The sequence below is a fragment of the Nostoc sp. C96 genome (assembly GCF_059384975.1).
The window spans coordinates 138,216-154,236 of the sequence record NZ_JBXUHI010000002.1 but is presented as its reverse complement, the minus strand read 5'-3'; the positions used below and the strand labels follow the sequence as shown (position 1 = coordinate 154,236).

28 protein-coding genes and 1 pseudogene are annotated in these 16,021 nt (G+C 38.9%); 8 read left to right on the top strand and 21 right to left on the bottom strand.

Annotated elements, in window-relative coordinates:
- Positions 1-179: 179 nt before the first annotated feature.
- Together AC504W_RS29035 and AC504W_RS29030 are read right to left on the bottom strand one after the other, a co-directional pair.
- Positions 180-1,025: a hypothetical protein gene (locus AC504W_RS29035; RefSeq protein WP_494879917.1), complete on the bottom strand. Its 846-nt coding sequence runs from the start codon at positions 1,023-1,025 to the stop codon at positions 180-182.
- Between the two features lie 83 nt (positions 1,026-1,108).
- The gene (locus AC504W_RS29030; protein ID WP_494879916.1) at positions 1,109-2,143 is read right to left on the bottom strand and encodes a protelomerase family protein; all 1,035 of its coding nucleotides are present in this window, start codon (positions 2,141-2,143) and stop codon (positions 1,109-1,111) included.
- Between the two features lie 396 nt (positions 2,144-2,539).
- On the opposite strand from AC504W_RS29030, the gene AC504W_RS29025 reads away from it, so the two are divergent.
- The 3 genes from AC504W_RS29025 (at position 2,540) to AC504W_RS29015 (ending at position 3,281) form a co-directional block, all read left to right on the top strand.
- On the top strand, positions 2,540-2,704 hold the full coding sequence (locus AC504W_RS29025; protein ID WP_190971236.1) for a hypothetical protein: 165 nt from the start codon (positions 2,540-2,542) through the stop codon (positions 2,702-2,704).
- A gap of 63 nt (positions 2,705-2,767) precedes the next feature.
- Positions 2,768-3,010, top strand: coding sequence for a hypothetical protein (locus AC504W_RS29020; RefSeq protein WP_494874829.1), 243 nt, complete (start codon positions 2,768-2,770; stop codon positions 3,008-3,010).
- Positions 3,011-3,059: 49 nt separating this feature from the next.
- A complete protein-coding gene (locus AC504W_RS29015) occupies positions 3,060-3,281 on the top strand; it encodes a hypothetical protein (RefSeq protein WP_494874828.1) in 222 nt (73 codons plus the stop codon).
- Between the two features lie 205 nt (positions 3,282-3,486).
- Here AC504W_RS29015 and AC504W_RS29010 read toward each other — a convergent pair whose 3' ends face one another.
- The 19 genes and pseudogenes from AC504W_RS29010 to AC504W_RS28920 form a co-directional block, all read right to left on the bottom strand.
- Positions 3,487-4,224: a hypothetical protein gene (locus AC504W_RS29010; RefSeq protein WP_494874827.1), complete on the bottom strand. Its 738-nt coding sequence runs from the start codon at positions 4,222-4,224 to the stop codon at positions 3,487-3,489.
- Between the two features lie 115 nt (positions 4,225-4,339).
- Entirely contained in the window at positions 4,340-4,660 is a 321-nt protein-coding gene (locus AC504W_RS29005) for a hypothetical protein (protein ID WP_494879914.1), read from the bottom strand.
- 183 nt (positions 4,661-4,843) lie between these two features.
- The gene (locus AC504W_RS29000) at positions 4,844-5,296 is read right to left on the bottom strand and encodes an IS630 family transposase (protein WP_494879928.1); all 453 of its coding nucleotides are present in this window, start codon (positions 5,294-5,296) and stop codon (positions 4,844-4,846) included.
- A gap of 8 nt (positions 5,297-5,304) precedes the next feature.
- Positions 5,305-5,805, bottom strand: a complete 501-nt coding sequence (locus AC504W_RS28995) for a helix-turn-helix domain-containing protein (protein WP_494874842.1) — start codon at positions 5,803-5,805, stop codon at positions 5,305-5,307.
- A gap of 41 nt (positions 5,806-5,846) precedes the next feature.
- Positions 5,847-6,791 carry a DUF488 family protein, N3 subclade gene (locus AC504W_RS28990; protein ID WP_494879912.1) on the bottom strand — a complete coding sequence of 315 codons (945 nt, stop codon included), beginning with the start codon at positions 6,789-6,791 and terminating at the stop codon, positions 5,847-5,849.
- Positions 6,792-6,891: 100 nt separating this feature from the next.
- A complete protein-coding gene (locus AC504W_RS28985; protein ID WP_494874822.1) occupies positions 6,892-7,200 on the bottom strand; it encodes a GIY-YIG nuclease family protein in 309 nt (102 codons plus the stop codon).
- Entirely contained in the window at positions 7,197-7,430 is a 234-nt protein-coding gene (locus AC504W_RS28980) for a hypothetical protein (protein WP_494874821.1), read from the bottom strand. The genes AC504W_RS28985 and AC504W_RS28980 overlap by 4 nt, the downstream gene beginning before the upstream one ends.
- 117 nt (positions 7,431-7,547) lie before the next feature.
- The gene (locus tag AC504W_RS28975) at positions 7,548-8,048 is read right to left on the bottom strand and encodes a GIY-YIG nuclease family protein (protein ID WP_494874820.1); all 501 of its coding nucleotides are present in this window, start codon (positions 8,046-8,048) and stop codon (positions 7,548-7,550) included.
- Between the two features lie 2 nt (positions 8,049-8,050).
- Positions 8,051-8,170, bottom strand: a complete 120-nt coding sequence (locus AC504W_RS28970) for an IS1/IS1595 family N-terminal zinc-binding domain-containing protein (RefSeq protein ID WP_494879927.1) — start codon at positions 8,168-8,170, stop codon at positions 8,051-8,053.
- 64 nt (positions 8,171-8,234) lie between these two features.
- Positions 8,235-9,038 carry a hypothetical protein gene (locus AC504W_RS28965; protein WP_494879910.1) on the bottom strand — a complete coding sequence of 268 codons (804 nt, stop codon included), beginning with the start codon at positions 9,036-9,038 and terminating at the stop codon, positions 8,235-8,237.
- 90 nt (positions 9,039-9,128) lie between these two features.
- Positions 9,129-10,621: pseudogene (locus tag AC504W_RS28960) on the bottom strand (ISNCY family transposase).
- Between the two features lie 507 nt (positions 10,622-11,128).
- Entirely contained in the window at positions 11,129-11,719 is a 591-nt protein-coding gene (locus AC504W_RS28955; RefSeq protein WP_494879908.1) for a hypothetical protein, read from the bottom strand.
- Complete coding sequence (locus AC504W_RS28950; protein ID WP_494879906.1) at positions 11,716-12,108, bottom strand: hypothetical protein; 393 nt, start codon at positions 12,106-12,108, stop codon at positions 11,716-11,718. Before AC504W_RS28950 ends, AC504W_RS28955 begins: the two co-directional genes overlap by 4 nt.
- An 8-nt stretch (positions 12,109-12,116) precedes the next feature.
- Positions 12,117-12,374, bottom strand: a complete 258-nt coding sequence (locus AC504W_RS28945) for a hypothetical protein (RefSeq protein ID WP_494879904.1) — start codon at positions 12,372-12,374, stop codon at positions 12,117-12,119.
- The gene (locus AC504W_RS28940; RefSeq protein ID WP_494874816.1) at positions 12,367-12,558 is read right to left on the bottom strand and encodes a hypothetical protein; all 192 of its coding nucleotides are present in this window, start codon (positions 12,556-12,558) and stop codon (positions 12,367-12,369) included. The genes AC504W_RS28945 and AC504W_RS28940 overlap by 8 nt, the downstream gene beginning before the upstream one ends.
- Before the next feature lie 65 nt (positions 12,559-12,623).
- On the bottom strand, positions 12,624-12,818 hold the full coding sequence (locus tag AC504W_RS28935) for a hypothetical protein (RefSeq protein ID WP_494874815.1): 195 nt from the start codon (positions 12,816-12,818) through the stop codon (positions 12,624-12,626).
- An 81-nt stretch (positions 12,819-12,899) separates the two neighbouring features.
- Positions 12,900-13,109: a hypothetical protein gene (locus AC504W_RS28930; protein WP_494879902.1), complete on the bottom strand. Its 210-nt coding sequence runs from the start codon at positions 13,107-13,109 to the stop codon at positions 12,900-12,902.
- 7 nt (positions 13,110-13,116) lie between these two features.
- A complete protein-coding gene (locus tag AC504W_RS28925; protein ID WP_494879900.1) occupies positions 13,117-13,554 on the bottom strand; it encodes a hypothetical protein in 438 nt (145 codons plus the stop codon).
- Positions 13,555-13,557: 3 nt separating this feature from the next.
- Positions 13,558-13,923: a hypothetical protein gene (locus AC504W_RS28920; protein WP_494874813.1), complete on the bottom strand. Its 366-nt coding sequence runs from the start codon at positions 13,921-13,923 to the stop codon at positions 13,558-13,560.
- Positions 13,924-14,167: 244 nt separating this feature from the next.
- On the opposite strand from AC504W_RS28920, the gene AC504W_RS28915 reads away from it, so the two are divergent.
- From AC504W_RS28915 to AC504W_RS28895, 5 genes are all read left to right on the top strand, one after another.
- Positions 14,168-14,365 (top strand): ribbon-helix-helix domain-containing protein, encoded by a 198-nt coding sequence (locus AC504W_RS28915; RefSeq protein ID WP_494874812.1) that lies wholly within the window; start codon positions 14,168-14,170, stop codon positions 14,363-14,365.
- A 128-nt stretch (positions 14,366-14,493) separates the two neighbouring features.
- Positions 14,494-14,616, top strand: a complete 123-nt coding sequence (locus AC504W_RS28910) for a hypothetical protein (RefSeq protein WP_494874811.1) — start codon at positions 14,494-14,496, stop codon at positions 14,614-14,616.
- Positions 14,613-14,747 carry a hypothetical protein gene (locus AC504W_RS28905; RefSeq protein WP_494879898.1) on the top strand — a complete coding sequence of 45 codons (135 nt, stop codon included), beginning with the start codon at positions 14,613-14,615 and terminating at the stop codon, positions 14,745-14,747. The genes AC504W_RS28910 and AC504W_RS28905 overlap by 4 nt, the downstream gene beginning before the upstream one ends.
- 339 nt (positions 14,748-15,086) lie before the next feature.
- Positions 15,087-15,332 carry a hypothetical protein gene (locus AC504W_RS28900; protein ID WP_190968759.1) on the top strand — a complete coding sequence of 82 codons (246 nt, stop codon included), beginning with the start codon at positions 15,087-15,089 and terminating at the stop codon, positions 15,330-15,332.
- 185 nt (positions 15,333-15,517) lie between these two features.
- On the top strand, positions 15,518-15,868 hold the full coding sequence (locus tag AC504W_RS28895) for a hypothetical protein (RefSeq protein ID WP_494874809.1): 351 nt from the start codon (positions 15,518-15,520) through the stop codon (positions 15,866-15,868).
- The last annotated feature ends 153 nt before the right edge of the window (positions 15,869-16,021 follow it).

The following is a 16,021-nucleotide window of genomic DNA, read 5'->3' as shown; positions in this document are numbered from 1 at the left end:
CACCCATACTTAGCAAGACTTTTCACGAATTTTGAAAAGGCAGGATAGTTGACGCTGACAACGCTATAACACGCTTAACCCATCAGGTACAAACTCGACTAAATTTATAGCCTGATCAATTTTTATTCCTGACTTGCGATTGTCGTATGGGTTTAACTCATGCTTGGCGTTGTGGTCATCTAATCGAGTTTGGTAATTCTCCAAAATTTTCTTGATGATGTCGCTGGCTTACTGCCTGTGAGTGTTTGTATTGCAGTTTGGTTAATATGCCATTTCTGATTTCTTTCAGTGCAGTTATTGTTATGAACTTCTAAGGCATAGATAGCGCGGCGTGTAAGCTCATCAGCCCTACCAGGATGGGTTTTGTATTTTTCGCTCATCAGTTCTGCGGTAAGCACTGAGCTTAAGTCTTCATCAGCTAACTTGACTTTCCCCGTTACGGTCTTAGCATAAACTTGGCAAGCTTTTCTGACAAATTCAGCCAGTGACATACCAGAGTAAGCGATCGCATCTTCCACTACTTTCTGGGTATCTGCGTCTAACTCCAACTGTGCAATATTCATAGTTTCTAATGAGGGTACTGTAGCTGTAGCTTCTGGTTGTAAAGTAGTTTGCTCTGTCTGTTGGGTCTGTTCTGTCTGTGCTGGTTGCTCAAAACCAGCTTTATAGGCATCTCTTGCTTCATCCCCGATAACATCCCAGCGATCGCGGTTGCTGGTGGCATACCATAGAGCTAAATGCTCCCAGTGAGGAGCTTTACCGCGTGGCTTAGTGTGGTAATACCCTGGCTTTCGCTTTTGAGAATTAGGAAATTTTTCAGTAATGGCTTTTGCAAACGCTGTTCTAGGTCTTTTCAGGCTGTTATCACTGCTGATGGCTGTTCTGATTGGCTCCCAGTATTTGAGTGTTATTTCTCTAATAGCTTGCTCATCCTTGACACCTTTTAACTGGTTCGCGGCAATGCTACCTAGCCTAGATGCCCAAACCTCATTACTTTCTCTTTCTAATTTTTCAATCTCACTCATAATAGATGTGTGATTAAACTCGCCACAATCCCTATACTAAACCTCTTGTAATAAATTGTCAAGAGGTTTAGTATAGGGATTTATCAAATTTTGGTGAGGCTTCTAGGCTTGATTTCATAACGCTTGTAACTGTTGATTGTGGTTTCATCTCGGTCAATTAAAATTCGTTCTGCGTAGTCGATAAAATCATAAGAATCAATGCCAGCATTAACTACACAAGCTCTAAAATAAGCGGCTCTAAATTTGTGATATGTACGCTCATCTTCTGGAAAAATATCAAATTCTTTACAATGTTGATTAAGTGTTTTTGAAAAACGTCTGTTTACCCGTTCCGGGTCTTCATCTTTTGGAAATCGTTTACCTTTTTTATCAAGCCAGTCCAGAGCATGACATACTAAATTAGAATTAATTAATGTGGGTATTTCAAATACTACTTCTTTAATTGGTAAAGCCTTTTCACCTATTTTTACACGTCTAGATTTACCTTTTAATTGTCCTTTAAAAGCTACTGTATAATCATTAATTCTTTCAAAACTGGCTGACAAATGAACTTCGCCCATACGACAATCAGTGGCCAAAGCAATAGAACAACTCACATCCATCCAATTAGCATCATTACCATTTTTGATGTCAGTTAGTACAGTATGAGCAAATTTGAGAGAGTTAGTTAAATCAATTTCTATCCGGTTTTCTGGCTGTCTACGCTCGGTTACTTTTTCTCTATACTGTTCTGATTGGGCAGCTTTATAAGGTGCAAAATGCTCTGACAAGGCTCGACCAAAATTAGTAATTATCGTATTTACTGCACTATGTAAAGCTTCATCTTTTATAGAAGTTTTGATTGAATTTTTAAGTGCTTTTTTAAGTGCTGTAATTTGTCTGAGACAAGTACCATAGGTTTTTAATGCCTCTGGCTTTTCATCTGGATATGTGACTTTCAATAATCTAATTTCTTCAGTTGCTAACTTTTTCCATCCAGGTATCTTACCTACACCATTTTTACGTTCTGTTTGTTTGCGGTAGGGTGCTAAAGCTTCAAACTTTGGCATTAGATAACTTACACGCTCATCCACAAAGCTATTTTCTATCTCATTCTGTGTCTTCAATTCCCTGCTCATACCAATTCCTTACTTACTAATATTTCCATATTAAAGTAACCAAGGACTGTACACAAGGGTTTATATATAGATAAATTACCTAAAACCTGGATTATTACACTAGCTATCCCTATACAAAGTATCTTATTAGTTTTTCTAAATCCTTTAGTATAACGATGCAATTATTCATGGTGAGGCAGTGTGAGGATTTCTCTAACAAGGCATTAATGGTTACACCTGCTCTAATTGCTCTTTTCTAGTACAGCCTATTATAAATAACTAGTTCTAAAAATGTATAACTAGTCATATAAGCTATTTTGATAATACTGGTTATTGATTAATTTAACTAGTTCTTTTATTATAGAACTAGTTAGCCAAAGGGGGATTTTACTTGCCCTACATAAAAAGGATATCTGTATGCTAGTTCTACTTATTCCTAAAAACCAAGTTCACACTAAATCTAATAGCTACTTCGACGGTGAATTTGATGCTGCTATTGGCTTACCTCCTCAAAGCTACTCAGGTGACTACTGGCAAGGCTATTTAAACAAAGTTACCGAAACAGGTAACACAGCTTTCTAATTTTACAAGGGGAGGCTGAACCCTCCCTAATCTCCTAAGTAATGAAAAAAATTCCATATATCTATGCTGAATTCATCTCAACAAAAACTTTTTTCTTTACTAATTTATTGCCCTAATCTTCAACATCTAGCTCAACTTCCTCCAGAAATTTGCGAAGTGCTTTGTGAGTTGGCATTGGCATTACGTACAGGAGGCTTTGATGCAATTCAAGCATCAGTAAAGCTTAAAAAACTGGCAGAAATGACTCATGAAGAAATCTTGTATGCTTTTGAAGTTTACCGTCAAAAACAAATAGGCAAAATTTAAGTAATTCGGCAGAGTTAAACAAATTTAAGATTATCAATGTAGGTTAGATATGCTACGTAAGTTAGAAGAACTATCTAATTCTGAACTCATCCAACTATTTGAATCAGCTACAATATTCGATGATGAAGGTGATTTAATGGATGAACTTGAAAATTTTACTAAAGAAAGATTTGGAAAATGTTTTACGAGACAAGTTGATGTCTCTGTTCATGATATTTACCGAGAATTAGCTGAAAGATTTGTCAACCACTTGCAAAGTAATAATTTGTAACCGAGATTTTCAAAATACTTATAGCAGTTCTAAATTATAATTATTTAATTTAGAACTGTTTACTATTAATTATTAAAGTATTCAGAGTTTAAAAAATTTGTTGAACTGTCGATAAAACCAAACTTAAAATATTTTTTAATTTATATTTATGTAATTTTCTCTTAACAATACAGTTAATCTAAAAATTATTTTTGATTAATGAATATTACCAACTAATAACATCACTAATTAATTTACCCTTGTGCCGCTTATTATGATATTGTCCTAAACTATATTTATTATTGTGATCGCTGACTAAAGTTTGATGACGATTAATCCAATCAGCTATAACTTGGCCATTGGCTCCTGATAACTCTCTTAATGTTACATTTCCGATATACCATCTCTCATCATTACTAGATGCTACATTATCGTTGTAATTAGCGATCGCCTGAAAAACTCTCTTGAGTTTTTCCTCCACTGCTGGCCTAGCTTTCATCTTGCGTAATTCTTCACTGGGTACACTTTGCCAGTCCTTCTCTTCTTCTTTAGGTTGTGGTGGCTGTGATTTGGTTATACCTTGGGTTGTTAATGGGAACTGACCATCTTCCAATTTTTTTAACAGTGCTGTTACTAAATTTTCCAGATGTTCTACTCTCGCAACTAATTGATTAGGTTGTGACTCAACTAGTTCTTTTCCTTCTGTTTGTGGCATTGCCTGTCTCTGCTGTAATTGTTGTTCTAACTGACTAATTCTGTTCTGTGCTTCTAACAAATTGCGCTGTAAGTTAATAACTTCTTCTCCAGACATGACTAATTTGCTTACTGCTTCTTGTTGAGTACGCATCGACCAAAGTTTTTGTAATTCTTGGAGTTTTTCTAAATCTGATTCATAAGCTTTAATGCTAACAAGTTTTTCTTTTTGCATTTCTATTAATGGTACTGGTTTGGTGACGTAACTCATATTTGACTTTCTCCTAGTTCTACATTAAAAGAACTAGTTTCTCAAGTCAATAACCAGTTATGATATCACCCGAAACCAGTAATTAACTCTATAACTAGTTTTCTTAAGGCACTTGCTAAGAAACTAGACTCATCTGTTTAACTGTTGAAGTTTCCAGGTACTCTGGTTTGAGTTTGAAGAAGCAAATACACCATCTCGCGCTTTGCACTCGTTCAATGCCATGCGGCTGCTTGTTGTCGAAGCTGATGCAATCTCCTTCCTCAAGCCAGTATGACTCTAGGAGCCGCACATTCTGACAACCAGAAATAAAAAATCGCACTGAACCCATCACGTTTATCTGTGCTGCCCCCGAAGCGTAAGCTGGAGAGTCACGGTGTATCTTAATTTGCGTCCCGGCTGGGTAAAACAAAACTAGTGCTTGATGAAAATTCGGCAACAATTTCTCTCCTAATTCCTCAATAACAAACGAACCAGGATACAACCCAGGTTCGATTAACTTAACCTCATACTAAGTTGCGTTCAGAGATAGTATTCTAAGATGAGGAAAGAAAGTTAAAGAACGCAGGCGAGCGCTATCAGAACAAAGCTCAACTAAGCCCTGGCACAGAACGTCCTCAACTTAATCTAAAGTAGGAAAGACCTGATTATAAAAATGTTTTTCTCGAATATCTTCCCAGATGTGTTCAACAGGCATTAATTCTGGGCTATGAGCGGGTTGAAAAATTAACCGAATATTTTCCGGAACTTTTAAAGCATTAGAGCGGTGCCAAGATGCTTTATCCAATTGTAAAATTACAAAATAATCAGCAAATTCCTGAGAAATCTGTGACAACAATAAATTCATCATTTTAGTATTAGCATAAGGCAGAGTTAAGCAGGTCATTTTCCCTAATTCAGGTGCAACTGCGGCGTAAGCATAAATGTATTGTCTGACCTGCTGTTTTGGTACAGTTGGGCGTATTCCTTGTGGACACCAACAAGCCCGAACCTCACCAATCCGACCAAATCTGCCTTCATCTCCTGCCATCAATACTACAGGTCTAGTATCGGATGGATTTCTTGTTTGATTAATTTCTTCTACTAACTGTGGAAAGTTTTTTTAAATTCATCAACAGCGTTTGGATCTTTTTTGGGATGAGTTGGTCTAGGGACAATTTTGCGCCATTGATGCCGTTCTAATAGTCGATAAATTGTGGTCTTATGCACTGCAAAACCACATTCTTTTTCGTAAGCCAGCTTTATTTGTAATGCGGTTGCTACCTGACCACGACGGGCTTTTTCTTTAAACGAATCTATCAGTTGCTTTTCTTGTTCCCAACTTAAATAACAATTACGTCTTCCTCCTTTCCCTGGTGTTGATATTCCTGCTTCTCCTTGCCGATTGTATTGCTGTATTACTTTTCTCACAAATCCTTTAGATACTCCAACGTGTAAAGCTATCTCGGCTGCTGTTCTTGGGTCTGCCAGCGCATTATATATCACTGACCATTTTTGTCTTTCCCAATAAGATAATGCCGTTTTTACTTTCTGCTTTACCGTTTCTAAATCTAGATGAGGAAACGCTTGCGTCACTTGAGCCATATCTACCCGTAAAGCTTTACTTTTTTCTCTCCATATCTTTTTTACCCTACTACATCTGGCTGCAACTTAGTATCAGCCTTGTTTCCCGACTTCGCACTAGTAAGACTAACGAACCGCCGCAGATGCAACTCCAAACGACCATCAGCGTATTTTGAAACAGACGGAAACATCTGATTTTCAATCCACTTACACCAATCCTGAATCTGGGCTAACTCTTGCCCCTCCAGTTTCCCAAGCCTCGTAATCAAATTGGGAGATTCGGATTTAGCTGTTACAAACTCCTGATTTTCTGTAACTTTAGCGATCGCCGTGACATTGGCAAATAACGGTGCAAGACGTTGCCGATAAAACTCATGCTGCAAAGAAGACAGAACACTTAAAACTCCTAATTCTGACCATTCGCCTAAATCCTCACCATGCAGAGATACACGATAATATCCACAAGGGGTGCGATGTCTAACGACAAGCCGCAAAGCGTCTACGCACTGCACCGGATAACCCGACGAATGACATTTTTCAATCAGCGACAACACCAGGGGCGAATATATCGCAGAGTGGTTGATTGTTTCACCTTGTATAAAGTTGAGTTGTGGTGTTGAAGACATTTCAACTTCTCCACCCCATAGCTGGGGCAAGTGCTTTTGTAATACCTCCTCTCCAACCAGATGCCGATGGCAGAAATCGCTACTCTTTTCAAAACAGCACAGCGTCATATCTTGTGGATTAGACTGCTGTTTGTTTACCCACAACTGGATCAACTGTTGCCGAGAATCCAAAATTTTTCTGAACTCCCTCTTATATTCTGACTGCGCGGCGATATCTTTGGCTGAAGATTTCCACCAACGTAACAATTCAGAAGTTGGAGCGAATAGGGGTAAGTGCTTACCTTTCCAATTGGGGGGAGGGTTCAGCGAAATAGAAAAAGCTTCTCCCTTAATTTCGACCTGCGTAATACGAGGTGAATATAGGCATATTAAAAGTTCCATCAAGCTATTATTTGCTGAGACAAGCTAGTGAAAAATGAACTAAAACGCAATTGGTTAAGCGAAATTTGTACAGAAAAATTAAGTACAAAAGCGTAGTAGCTCACATATTAATTTCAGGTGTTGGTAGAAACTTTTTTGAATGCAATAATCTTGCATGATTTTTCTGCTTTTTCAGCTTTCTTTCTAGCTGTCGAGCTTCTTTTAAAGTCTCTGTTGCCCAGACTCGGACAACTTCAAAAAATATTCCTCTATCCCTGGCAGCACGGGTAAAAGCTGCGGCTGTCCCTTGTTTATGCTGTTTTAGACGTTTATTCAGATTAGTGCAAGAACCAAGATAATATCTAGCCGAATGTTTTTCTGTACCTAAAGGTGCGGATAGTTTCAGTAGATAGCAGCAAGGCTGTTTCATGCTCCGTTACTTTCTATGCTTTGAGATTGTGCAGATTTAAAGTTTTCAATGCCCTCTTGAACTTCACCTAATGAATTAATTACATCCAACAAATTAAAATCGTTGGAAATGGTAAATTCTTCAGTGGCTTCTATATCTGTATATTCCTGCCTAGCTTGCAACATTCTTAGGATTATTTCTATGGCTCTAAGAATTATCTGAATTTCCTCTATGCTTAAACTTTGAGTCATCTTTACAACTCCATTTAATTTCTAGTAATGTCCGAATATTTATTGCTACTAAAAATAACTTCTTGAAGAAATTGAAGCGGTTTTTCTTCAAATTTTTAATAATTAGCAAAGTTGGTTTTACTTACTTTTTAATTGTTCTTGTGATTGTGTCACTGATTGAACAGTTAATCTTCCTGTTATTATTCCTACACTCAACAATCCTAATAGACATAACAGAATTAATTGAACTGGCAGTTCATCAAAAGTGAAAACATGAATGTCATATTTAGCAATTGCATATCTTACCATTGCCATTTGCAAAGGGTTAAAGTCAAACCATTCGCGGCTTTTGACTAAGCCTTTAACCTGACAATGTTTAAACTGATTGTGCAATTGTGTCTCCACTTCTGCCATGTCTTGAACGTAAACAGTAGTGAGAATTTTAATGTTGCATGGTGGCTGATTGGCGTGAAAATTTTCTAGTCTCAGTTGAGGATTTCGAGATAAACCAATTTTGCAACGACGCAGGTAGAAACCAGGGATTAAACCGTGATAACCTTCTGCCTCCATTAAATAAATGTACCCTGACTCATGATCATTTCTAGGCTGATATCCATTGCTAAAGTAGGAAGATTCCATACCTATGCCTCCAGCCAGTTTTTACCACAGCCACGACATGAATAACGCTGTTTACTCCCAAATCGACCGTTCTTCTTAATGTTCTGGCTTTGGCATTGGGGGCAAGTTGTAGGTGTATCAATTAAAGGATTCTGCCTAAGCCTTGCTATTTGAACTTTTGATTCTTGATAAGCAGTTAAATCAATGTCAATAGTATCGAAGTAGGGTAACTGGTAGAAAACTGGTGAACCGATGAGCCACTACCATAGCCACTCTAAATTCTCTGGCTGTATCGCAGATAGTTTCATTCTGTTCCTCAATCTCTAATTCAATCTGTTCTAAGGTAGCCAAAGCTTTTTCTGCTGTTGATTTTGAGTAAAACCTTTCACCATATTGAGTCAGAAATGTTCTGATACTTACAGGGTCAATGTAAATGTTGGTCAGCATTTTTTGGTCATCAATTGTCAGTCCTTTCGTACTAGCAACCATCCCAGATTGACCCATAATGATGACACCCATGTTAATGTGACCGCCATCTTTGAGGACTTGCTTAAACTGTTTACCGCCATCACTTCCAACAGTCTCAATAGCATTATCAAACTCATCACAAACCCAGATGTAGCCCACAGAATCCTTATACTGTGAATTGGTAGCAGACTTGCGAAAGTTGTATTCATCAGCCAAGCCCTTAAAACCTCTACTGGCACTTTGCCAACTTAGGCAGAAGTCTAAATCATTGGAGTTTTTTACGCTAATTCCTGCCAATGGATTACAAAAACCAAACTCTGTAAATTCCAGTTTTTTACCATTGGGAGTGTTGCCGTTTAAGAAGCCACGCTTTAGTAGATGTGACATTAAAACTAAGACTGTGGGAGTTTTACCTGCGCCTGGCTCCCCGACAATTCGCCACCTAATCGGCTGAGAGAGTAGATAGTTTATAAAATCCTGCTGACGACGGTACAGACTACCTTTATCAGCTTTTCTTACTGGCCTATCCTTGCGGAACTTCACTACAAGGCAATCAGTTACAGCCAGTTTCTTGGCAGACTCAATGCTGTAAATCCCTAAACTTCTGGTTATTTCCTAGTGTGGTAAAACTTACTAGAGAAGACGACTCTCTAAATTAGCCAAGTAACCCTTGGGATATCGGCGAAATCGATATTGTTCAATTCTGGCTTTGTGGTGTTTTTGTAATTGAGAGCGTAATTCGAGCCAAGTAACGATATCAACTTGTGCTAAATCAGATGCGGTAAAAGAATGAAGTTTAGTAGCGATCGCACAGGCAAGTTTGACAGAGCCACGAATAACAAGGGATGAGGGGGCAACCTTACGACCAGTGCAACGACGTTGATGATGACGTAGCATACCAAAAGCGTGTTCTAAGTCATTATTAGTTCTAGGAAAATCTTCAATTTCATAACAATGAAAAAGTCCAGACCAGTAGCTATGAGTGGTTTTTATAAAGTTATCGATTGCAGTGTTCAGCGTACCAGCTTTCTGCTTTTGTTGGGACATTTCTGTTAATAGTTGCTGATAACTTTGTTTGACACCAGCAGCATTAAGACCTATTTTATTATTGAGAATATCACTAGCTTTATCAACCCACTGATATGCAACCCTCACAGGTGAAAATAAAGATGCAGTCGCAGATAAACCCTTAGCTATCAGGTGTTTTAGGTTGACTAAAGGTGGAGTTAAAGCACTTTTTTTTCCATCCGTTCTAAGCTTTGCTCTATCAATGTCAAATTTTCTTGTAACTTTAATCCTGATGCCTCTAATGGTGGATGACCATCATTAGTTATAGAACTACGTACTGCCGAGCAATAATCTTCGATAATAGTTGCCATTTCCTGAGTTTCATTGGTAACACTACGTTCAATTTCTCGTAATCCTCTAACTTTTTTCTTTAATTCCTTTTTTGCATGTCAATCAGCCTCATATATGGGTTTAATTGCTTCCTTCAGGTAATGGTAATGACATAAACCGTGAGCAATTCTAGGTAATGCTAACCTAACAGCTTTGCGAATTGATTGTTGCCCATCACTAACAACTCCATCAATTGGTACATCCAAAGTATTAGTTACTTCTAATAATAACGCCACTAAATCTTCATTTCTTGATGATAATAAGGTTTTAGCAAGTAAGATTTCTCCTGATAAGCAATCTCGAATTACCCATAAGACCTCATGTCCAATTTCTGGCTGCATCCCATCAATGGCTAATATCACCCGTCCTTGATTAGCCACTATTGCTTTTAATCTTTTATGGTCTTTTAGCCATAAAGAAAGTAACTCGTCATATCTATCAATTAAGTGCGTGACCGTTCGTTTACTTATACATATACCTTTTAATTCAAGGTGAGCGTGTATTTGGGGAACGCTTCTATGTTCCTGATAGCGTAATGCTCCTATATAAGCAATCACATCCAAACCAAATTCATTTTGTGGTAGAGCGAGTGACCCTTCTTGCTCTGGTCGATATGCTTTTTTGTACCGCAGACATGACTTATTGTGACATTGCCGAATTTTTAGCTGTAGTTCTACTACCCCATTTAATGTTCTTATATGTCGAGGATTATTGTATTCATTCCACATTGGTTGACCGCACGATGGGCATTTTTTTTGAACACAATCGAGTACTTCAAACGATGTTGCCTCTGGTTTTAGACTTTTTCTTGCCAAGTTTTTGCACCATTATTTCGCTACAAGGTCAAGATTACAGGAGTTCTACTCTTCTCTAGTAAGTTTTACCACACTAGGTTATTTCTGATGAGCAATCTTTGATTAATTTGGCGAGGGCATGGGGTGAAATTGACCGACTATAAGAGTAGCCAGCTGTTATTACTCCGTCAGTCTCCTCTATGCCCGTAACTAAAAGAGGTATTTGTTTTTGAAACCATAGCCAAGAGGCGATGGCGTTGGCTATGCGTCCTGACGCATCAAAACCAAAATCACCATACTGGGGTTCTAATAAATCTCCTTGCAGTTCTCGTTGCAGTTGGGCTATGCGCTCATTGAGTAACTCAATTTGCTCAAGGTAAGTTTGACGTTCAGAGGCTATGGCCTTGCTGACTTCATCTAAGTTTTGATTGTAACCACTGGCTAAACTTTTGATAATTTCAGCTTTGGAGGTGTGAATCCATGAGCTATTTTTTCACCCCAATTTTGCAGCCGTCTAAACAACTGCATTGTTTCAGAGGTAATAGAATCATGCTCAGAGTAAATTTTCTCTAACTCGGTTTGTTTAGCAAGCTGGAAGCGTTTGTTAGCTTCCATGTCAACCTGAGATTTAAAATTAACTTCCCATTGCTCAATCTCAGTTTCTAAATACTCAATTCGTTGTTTATCTTTCTGGGATTGGGTAAAAATTTGAGTTAGTTTAGCTTGATATTCCTCTAACTTAGAATTTAGGTGAGCAACCATTACACTATTTTCAATCTTGGCATGACCTAACGAATTGATAGTGTTTCTGGCTTCTTTTAGCTCATCTTTTAAGGCTTCTAATTCAAGGTTTAATTTAATTGTTTGAGCTTTGGAGGCTTCATACTTATTGATTACACTGTGAAGGTTATTGCTGGCACTTTTGGCAACCTTAGCAACCTTTCTAATCTCTTTTTGTGATTTACTATCAGCAACTAAGTAAGTAACAAAACCGCCACAAATTGCACCTAAGCCAAAGTATAGTGAAATCATTTTTTCACCTCGATATAATCACCTAACTGAGCTTTAAAACTTGATATTTTACCCTCAGTCTCAACAGTTTTTAATCTTGATTCCTCGGCTTTTAATTCGGCTTGTTTTAGCTTCTGGCTGAGTTCATCTTTACTATGAACTGCGATGTTAGTTTCTGTAACTGTACGAACCTTAGACACATCTAAAGTCACAGATTTTTGGTCAGTAACCTCTTTTTGATTAAGGTAATCAAGGTAATTACCCTTAACTTTCTCAAGCTCTGTAGCTGCCTGGATGCCAGCACCGAAAGCTTTAGCGTGTTTACCCACTACAGTAAACTTCTCGCGTGTGAGGTCGAATGCTGCCCCGGTGAGTTTTAACGCTCGTGTCGCGCCCTCGTAAATTTTCATCCCCTTATCTAATTGGGCTTGTGTAGCTTGGGGTAGACTCTCAGGAGGATTAAGCGGTCAGCGATGTGATAGTTGCTTGGGTGAAATGCTGGAATCATTGCTGGGAGCATTTCAGGGAGAACAGTCAGTAACCCAGGGATGCGGCTATCTGTGGTCACAGCATTGGTAGTAGTGCTAGTAGTAGTTGCGCCCGTTGTGCTTTTACCTTTGGCAAGTTTTTCAGCTACGGCTTGAGCAGCTGCTTTAGTGGTGTCGATTTTAGCCATTGTTTAAGAATTTTCTTGCGTTAACTAAGGATTGGTAGCGAATTTCTAATTGGCGGAATGCTTTGTCTATGTCGCTAAATTCCTGCGCTAATTGCTCATCTAAGTCGTATTTTTCTAATACTTCGTTGAGTTCACCCTCATCAGTTTTAGCGTTTTCAATTTGGCGATTTAAGTCATCATTCATGGTTAAGATTAAGGTGTATCTGATGCTCAAGCTCTCAATTTTTTTGAGAGCTTAAACCCTAATATCTATTCGTTAAAACTTTCAAGATTCGATACATCTAAGTCAGTAGTCGAGTATTGGAGCGTATTGAAAAATTGACAAACATCTCCAATAGTCACATCACAGTCAAAGCGCAAAATTTTAAACTGCGGGTGTTGTCGAATTTGAGTGAGTAGTTGCTGTGACTGTGCAATCAGTTCTGGCAGTGGTTGAGTATTCATGTTGCACTCAATAAATAAACTTAAAAATCTTCTCTAGTAGTCCGTTCAAAAGGTCAAAGGGCAACAGTAAAACATTGGTCGTCATACGATGAGGTTCTTTCCCAGTTCGTTGATAATCTCATCAATTTCTTGGTGTAGGTTGGTTTCATCTGGTGTGACTTCTACAGGTTGTTTACGCAAGCTGGTTAAATCTCTAATCGCTCCCAGATACTCTTGTTTTTGATACTGCCAGTTTTGGTTGATGGCTTCTGTTAACTCGCTTTGGCGAATAGCCAAGTTATTAATGATCAACTGATTTTTAACTTGAGCGATGGCATACTACAGCTGCTATCTCCTCACTAGCTTGTTTGGCTAACTGCTCAACTAGAGATAAGCCAGTATTAGGTATTGGGGATTGGGTAGGATTGGTTATTTGTTGCTGCGGGGGCTGGGGTACATATAGGGTATTTTGTGGCTTTTCTGTGGCTGTTTGTGATGCTTGCAGTGTGGACGTTTCAAGGCTTTCTAAATTTTCGCTATGTGCTGGCAACTGTGGCTGTATGGAAGTTTCGATTTTCTTAGCAACTGCCTCAAAATCCAGCATTGGTAAGGCTTTCACTGTGTCGAAGTCATCCGGGCGAATGTCTATCAATGCCAGTCTTAGGGCTTGTTCATTGGTTCCTAGTTGGTTAACAGCATCTTGAATGCTAATTGTGTTTTGTACTGGTGTGGGCTTTGATTTAGCTGTGCGTGGCATGATTTACGCTCCCTTTTTTAATTGGATTTGCTGGAATGCCTGTTGATAGCGATAGCGACTAAAATCTTGCTGATTTTTCAAGATGTACCCTTTTACCCGTTCAGAACGTCTAAGCTGTGCCATAAGCCGCCCTACACGACTTAAAACCCAGGCTTGGTAAGGGCTTAGGGGTGATTCTCTGTCAATAGTTCCGTCATAGGCTTTGGGGTAAGCATTACGAAATGACTCAATACGCCAGAATGCTATGTTTTCCCAAGTGCAAAGGGTGGAACGAGCTACACCCAACAAATTGGCTAAATGTGTTTTGGTCGCTGGAAATTCAATAAATAAATCTAAATCGGTGGAATGCTTACAACGTCTAGGTTTCATCGGTCATACAGCAATAAATATGAATTGGTAGTTAATTAGCTAATAATCGATAAATTAAGCAGCACAATCTAGCGTCAAATCGCTAAACCCCTTGCAGTACTTTTCTTTGGGGTACTCGTCGGACACTAATTAGTAGCTGGTTGCTAATCGATTACCTCTTGTGACATCATACATCTTATGACACAGATTGTGCAATGTGTGTCAAACTATTTATGAATAACAAGGCGTATCATGAGGTAGAGTGATGAACGTGGATAACACAATGAGTGGAAGAGTGAATGTAGTGTTAAGTGATGAAGTCTATGAACTCATCAAAAACCTGGCAGGCACAGAAAGACGCTCCCAAAGCCAAATGACAGCGATTCTGGTTGAGGAAGCTTTAGAGGCACGTAACCTACTAAAAAAATCTCCTTCACCTGATAAAGATAAAGGGGCAGCATAACTGAAACACCAGGAAACTAACAAACCGATAAGCCAGAGGTAATACCTGAAACACTAGATAAAGCTTTCAGCTTTATCACTGCACTCAATAATTTCCACTGGCGAACTGACTATGTAAATTTTTGTGAGGTGCTAAGTTATACCCCAGATAACTTTACAGAAAGCAAGTACAAGCAGTTTCAAGAGTTAATTAATTATTTGGGGCGCTTTGATAAAGAGGCGATCGCTTTGATGATTGAGGTAGGGAAATGACGGAAACACCGCAACAGCCAAACCGACTTGACCGAATAGAAGCGATTTTAGAAAGGGTAGCTACCCAGCAAGCCAGCAATACGGAAGCTATCGCTGACTTAACAGCCAACATTGATGATTTAGACCAGTAATGTAAACTCTGTGCTTGCTAGGGACGCAATTTTAAATGATGTACTGCTGGAAATGAGGGACAGCCATGAGGAATTGAAGCGAGATTTTAGAAAATCAGCGCACTACCAAACGCCGCACTGAATCAGATGAATGCAATATTATTGCAGCTAACCAGAATTGACCCACAGAATTAGGCTCGACTGAGCATCTAGGGTGAACAGTAATGGCTACCGCTTTTAATTTCCGAATCTTACCAGCGTTAGATAAAGAGTCAAAAAGATGGTTTTTGATTCAAAAATGTAGCAAAGGTTTTACTGTCAAGACTGTGGTTGATTGAAACAGGAGAACAAAAAACCAGCATGACACAAGCCCAAATCGACGATATCAACTCACGCCTAGATGCCCTAGCTCAAAGGGTCAGCAGCCTGGAATTACTTACAGGTACAATCGGCACTAGCCAAGTGGCGATCGCTCAAATTCTCACCGTCCAGGCAGAACACACCCAAATATTGAATGCTCATACGGCAGATTTAGCAGAACTAAAAAATGATGTTCGTGAAATCTTGCGGATACTGCGAGATCGCAATGGTGGCAGTGGGTTATGAGGTTCGACCGTGCATCTAGGGTGAACAGTAATAGCTACCACATCCTCTAATACCACCTAATGTAACTAAATGTTACTCACCATCTTTCTTACTTGTCGTAGCCAGGGAAGGGAAAAACATGAAAGATGTTTTACTCAGCTTTACTATGTAGCTGAACGTGAATCCAGTCAGAGCAAAGAAACAGCATGACCAACACACCAGAACAACCAAGCCGCCTAGACCATATCGAATCCACGCTAGAGCGTATTGTAAATCAACAGGCAACTACTAATGTGATTTTGGCAGAATTAGCCCAACGGCAAAACAACACCCAAGAACAGCTAGAGAGTTTACTCAGTACAGCACAGAATATTTTTACTAGAGATGCAATTCTCAATGATGTGTTACTTGAATTACGAGAAAATACAGAAGTGCTACAAAGAAATTTTGAACAACATCAACTAAATTTTGATGAGAATCAGCGCACTACTAACGCGGCGTTAAACCAGCTTGGGGCAATTTTATTACAGCTAACCAGAATTGACCCACAGAATTAGGCTCGACCGCGCATCTATGGTGAACAGTAATGGCTACCGCATCCTCTACTACCACCTAATGTAACTAAATGTTACTCACCATCTTTCTTACTTTTTCTTAATTCAATAAATCATTATCAGAGACAGGCGATCGCGCTTGATGATTAAGGCAAC

Excerpts from the sequence above, each read along its gene's own strand:
- AC504W_RS28895 (WP_494874809.1), top strand. The coding sequence starts at position 15,518 with ATGACCAACACACCAGAACAACCAAGCCGCCTAGACCATATCGAATCC.
- AC504W_RS29015 (WP_494874828.1), top strand. The coding sequence starts at position 3,060 with ATGCTACGTAAGTTAGAAGAACTATCTAATTCTGAACTCATCCAACTA.
- AC504W_RS28935 (WP_494874815.1), bottom strand. The coding sequence starts at position 12,818 with ATGAATACTCAACCACTGCCAGAACTGATTGCACAGTCACAGCAACTA.
- AC504W_RS28915 (WP_494874812.1), top strand. The coding sequence starts at position 14,168 with ATGAACGTGGATAACACAATGAGTGGAAGAGTGAATGTAGTGTTAAGT.
- AC504W_RS28905 (WP_494879898.1), top strand. The coding sequence starts at position 14,613 with ATGACGGAAACACCGCAACAGCCAAACCGACTTGACCGAATAGAAGCG.
- AC504W_RS29010 (WP_494874827.1), bottom strand. The coding sequence starts at position 4,224 with ATGAGTTACGTCACCAAACCAGTACCATTAATAGAAATGCAAAAAGAA.
- AC504W_RS28985 (WP_494874822.1), bottom strand. The coding sequence starts at position 7,200 with ATGAAACAGCCTTGCTGCTATCTACTGAAACTATCCGCACCTTTAGGT.
- AC504W_RS28945 (WP_494879904.1), bottom strand. The coding sequence starts at position 12,374 with ATGGCTAAAATCGACACCACTAAAGCAGCTGCTCAAGCCGTAGCTGAA.
- AC504W_RS28950 (WP_494879906.1), bottom strand. The coding sequence starts at position 12,108 with ATGAAAATTTACGAGGGCGCGACACGAGCGTTAAAACTCACCGGGGCA.
- AC504W_RS29030 (WP_494879916.1), bottom strand. The coding sequence starts at position 2,143 with ATGAGCAGGGAATTGAAGACACAGAATGAGATAGAAAATAGCTTTGTG.
- AC504W_RS29020 (WP_494874829.1), top strand. The coding sequence starts at position 2,768 with ATGCTGAATTCATCTCAACAAAAACTTTTTTCTTTACTAATTTATTGC.
- AC504W_RS28995 (WP_494874842.1), bottom strand. The coding sequence starts at position 5,805 with ATGGCTCAAGTGACGCAAGCGTTTCCTCATCTAGATTTAGAAACGGTA.
- AC504W_RS28900 (WP_190968759.1), top strand. The coding sequence starts at position 15,087 with ATGACACAAGCCCAAATCGACGATATCAACTCACGCCTAGATGCCCTA.
- AC504W_RS29025 (WP_190971236.1), top strand. The coding sequence starts at position 2,540 with ATGCTAGTTCTACTTATTCCTAAAAACCAAGTTCACACTAAATCTAAT.
- AC504W_RS29035 (WP_494879917.1), bottom strand. The coding sequence starts at position 1,025 with ATGAGTGAGATTGAAAAATTAGAAAGAGAAAGTAATGAGGTTTGGGCA.
- AC504W_RS28975 (WP_494874820.1), bottom strand. The coding sequence starts at position 8,048 with ATGGAATCTTCCTACTTTAGCAATGGATATCAGCCTAGAAATGATCAT.
- AC504W_RS28955 (WP_494879908.1), bottom strand. The coding sequence starts at position 11,719 with ATGATTTCACTATACTTTGGCTTAGGTGCAATTTGTGGCGGTTTTGTT.
- AC504W_RS28990 (WP_494879912.1), bottom strand. The coding sequence starts at position 6,791 with ATGGAACTTTTAATATGCCTATATTCACCTCGTATTACGCAGGTCGAA.
- AC504W_RS28940 (WP_494874816.1), bottom strand. The coding sequence starts at position 12,558 with ATGAATGATGACTTAAATCGCCAAATTGAAAACGCTAAAACTGATGAG.
- AC504W_RS28925 (WP_494879900.1), bottom strand. The coding sequence starts at position 13,554 with ATGCCACGCACAGCTAAATCAAAGCCCACACCAGTACAAAACACAATT.
- AC504W_RS28980 (WP_494874821.1), bottom strand. The coding sequence starts at position 7,430 with ATGACTCAAAGTTTAAGCATAGAGGAAATTCAGATAATTCTTAGAGCC.
- AC504W_RS28920 (WP_494874813.1), bottom strand. The coding sequence starts at position 13,923 with ATGAAACCTAGACGTTGTAAGCATTCCACCGATTTAGATTTATTTATT.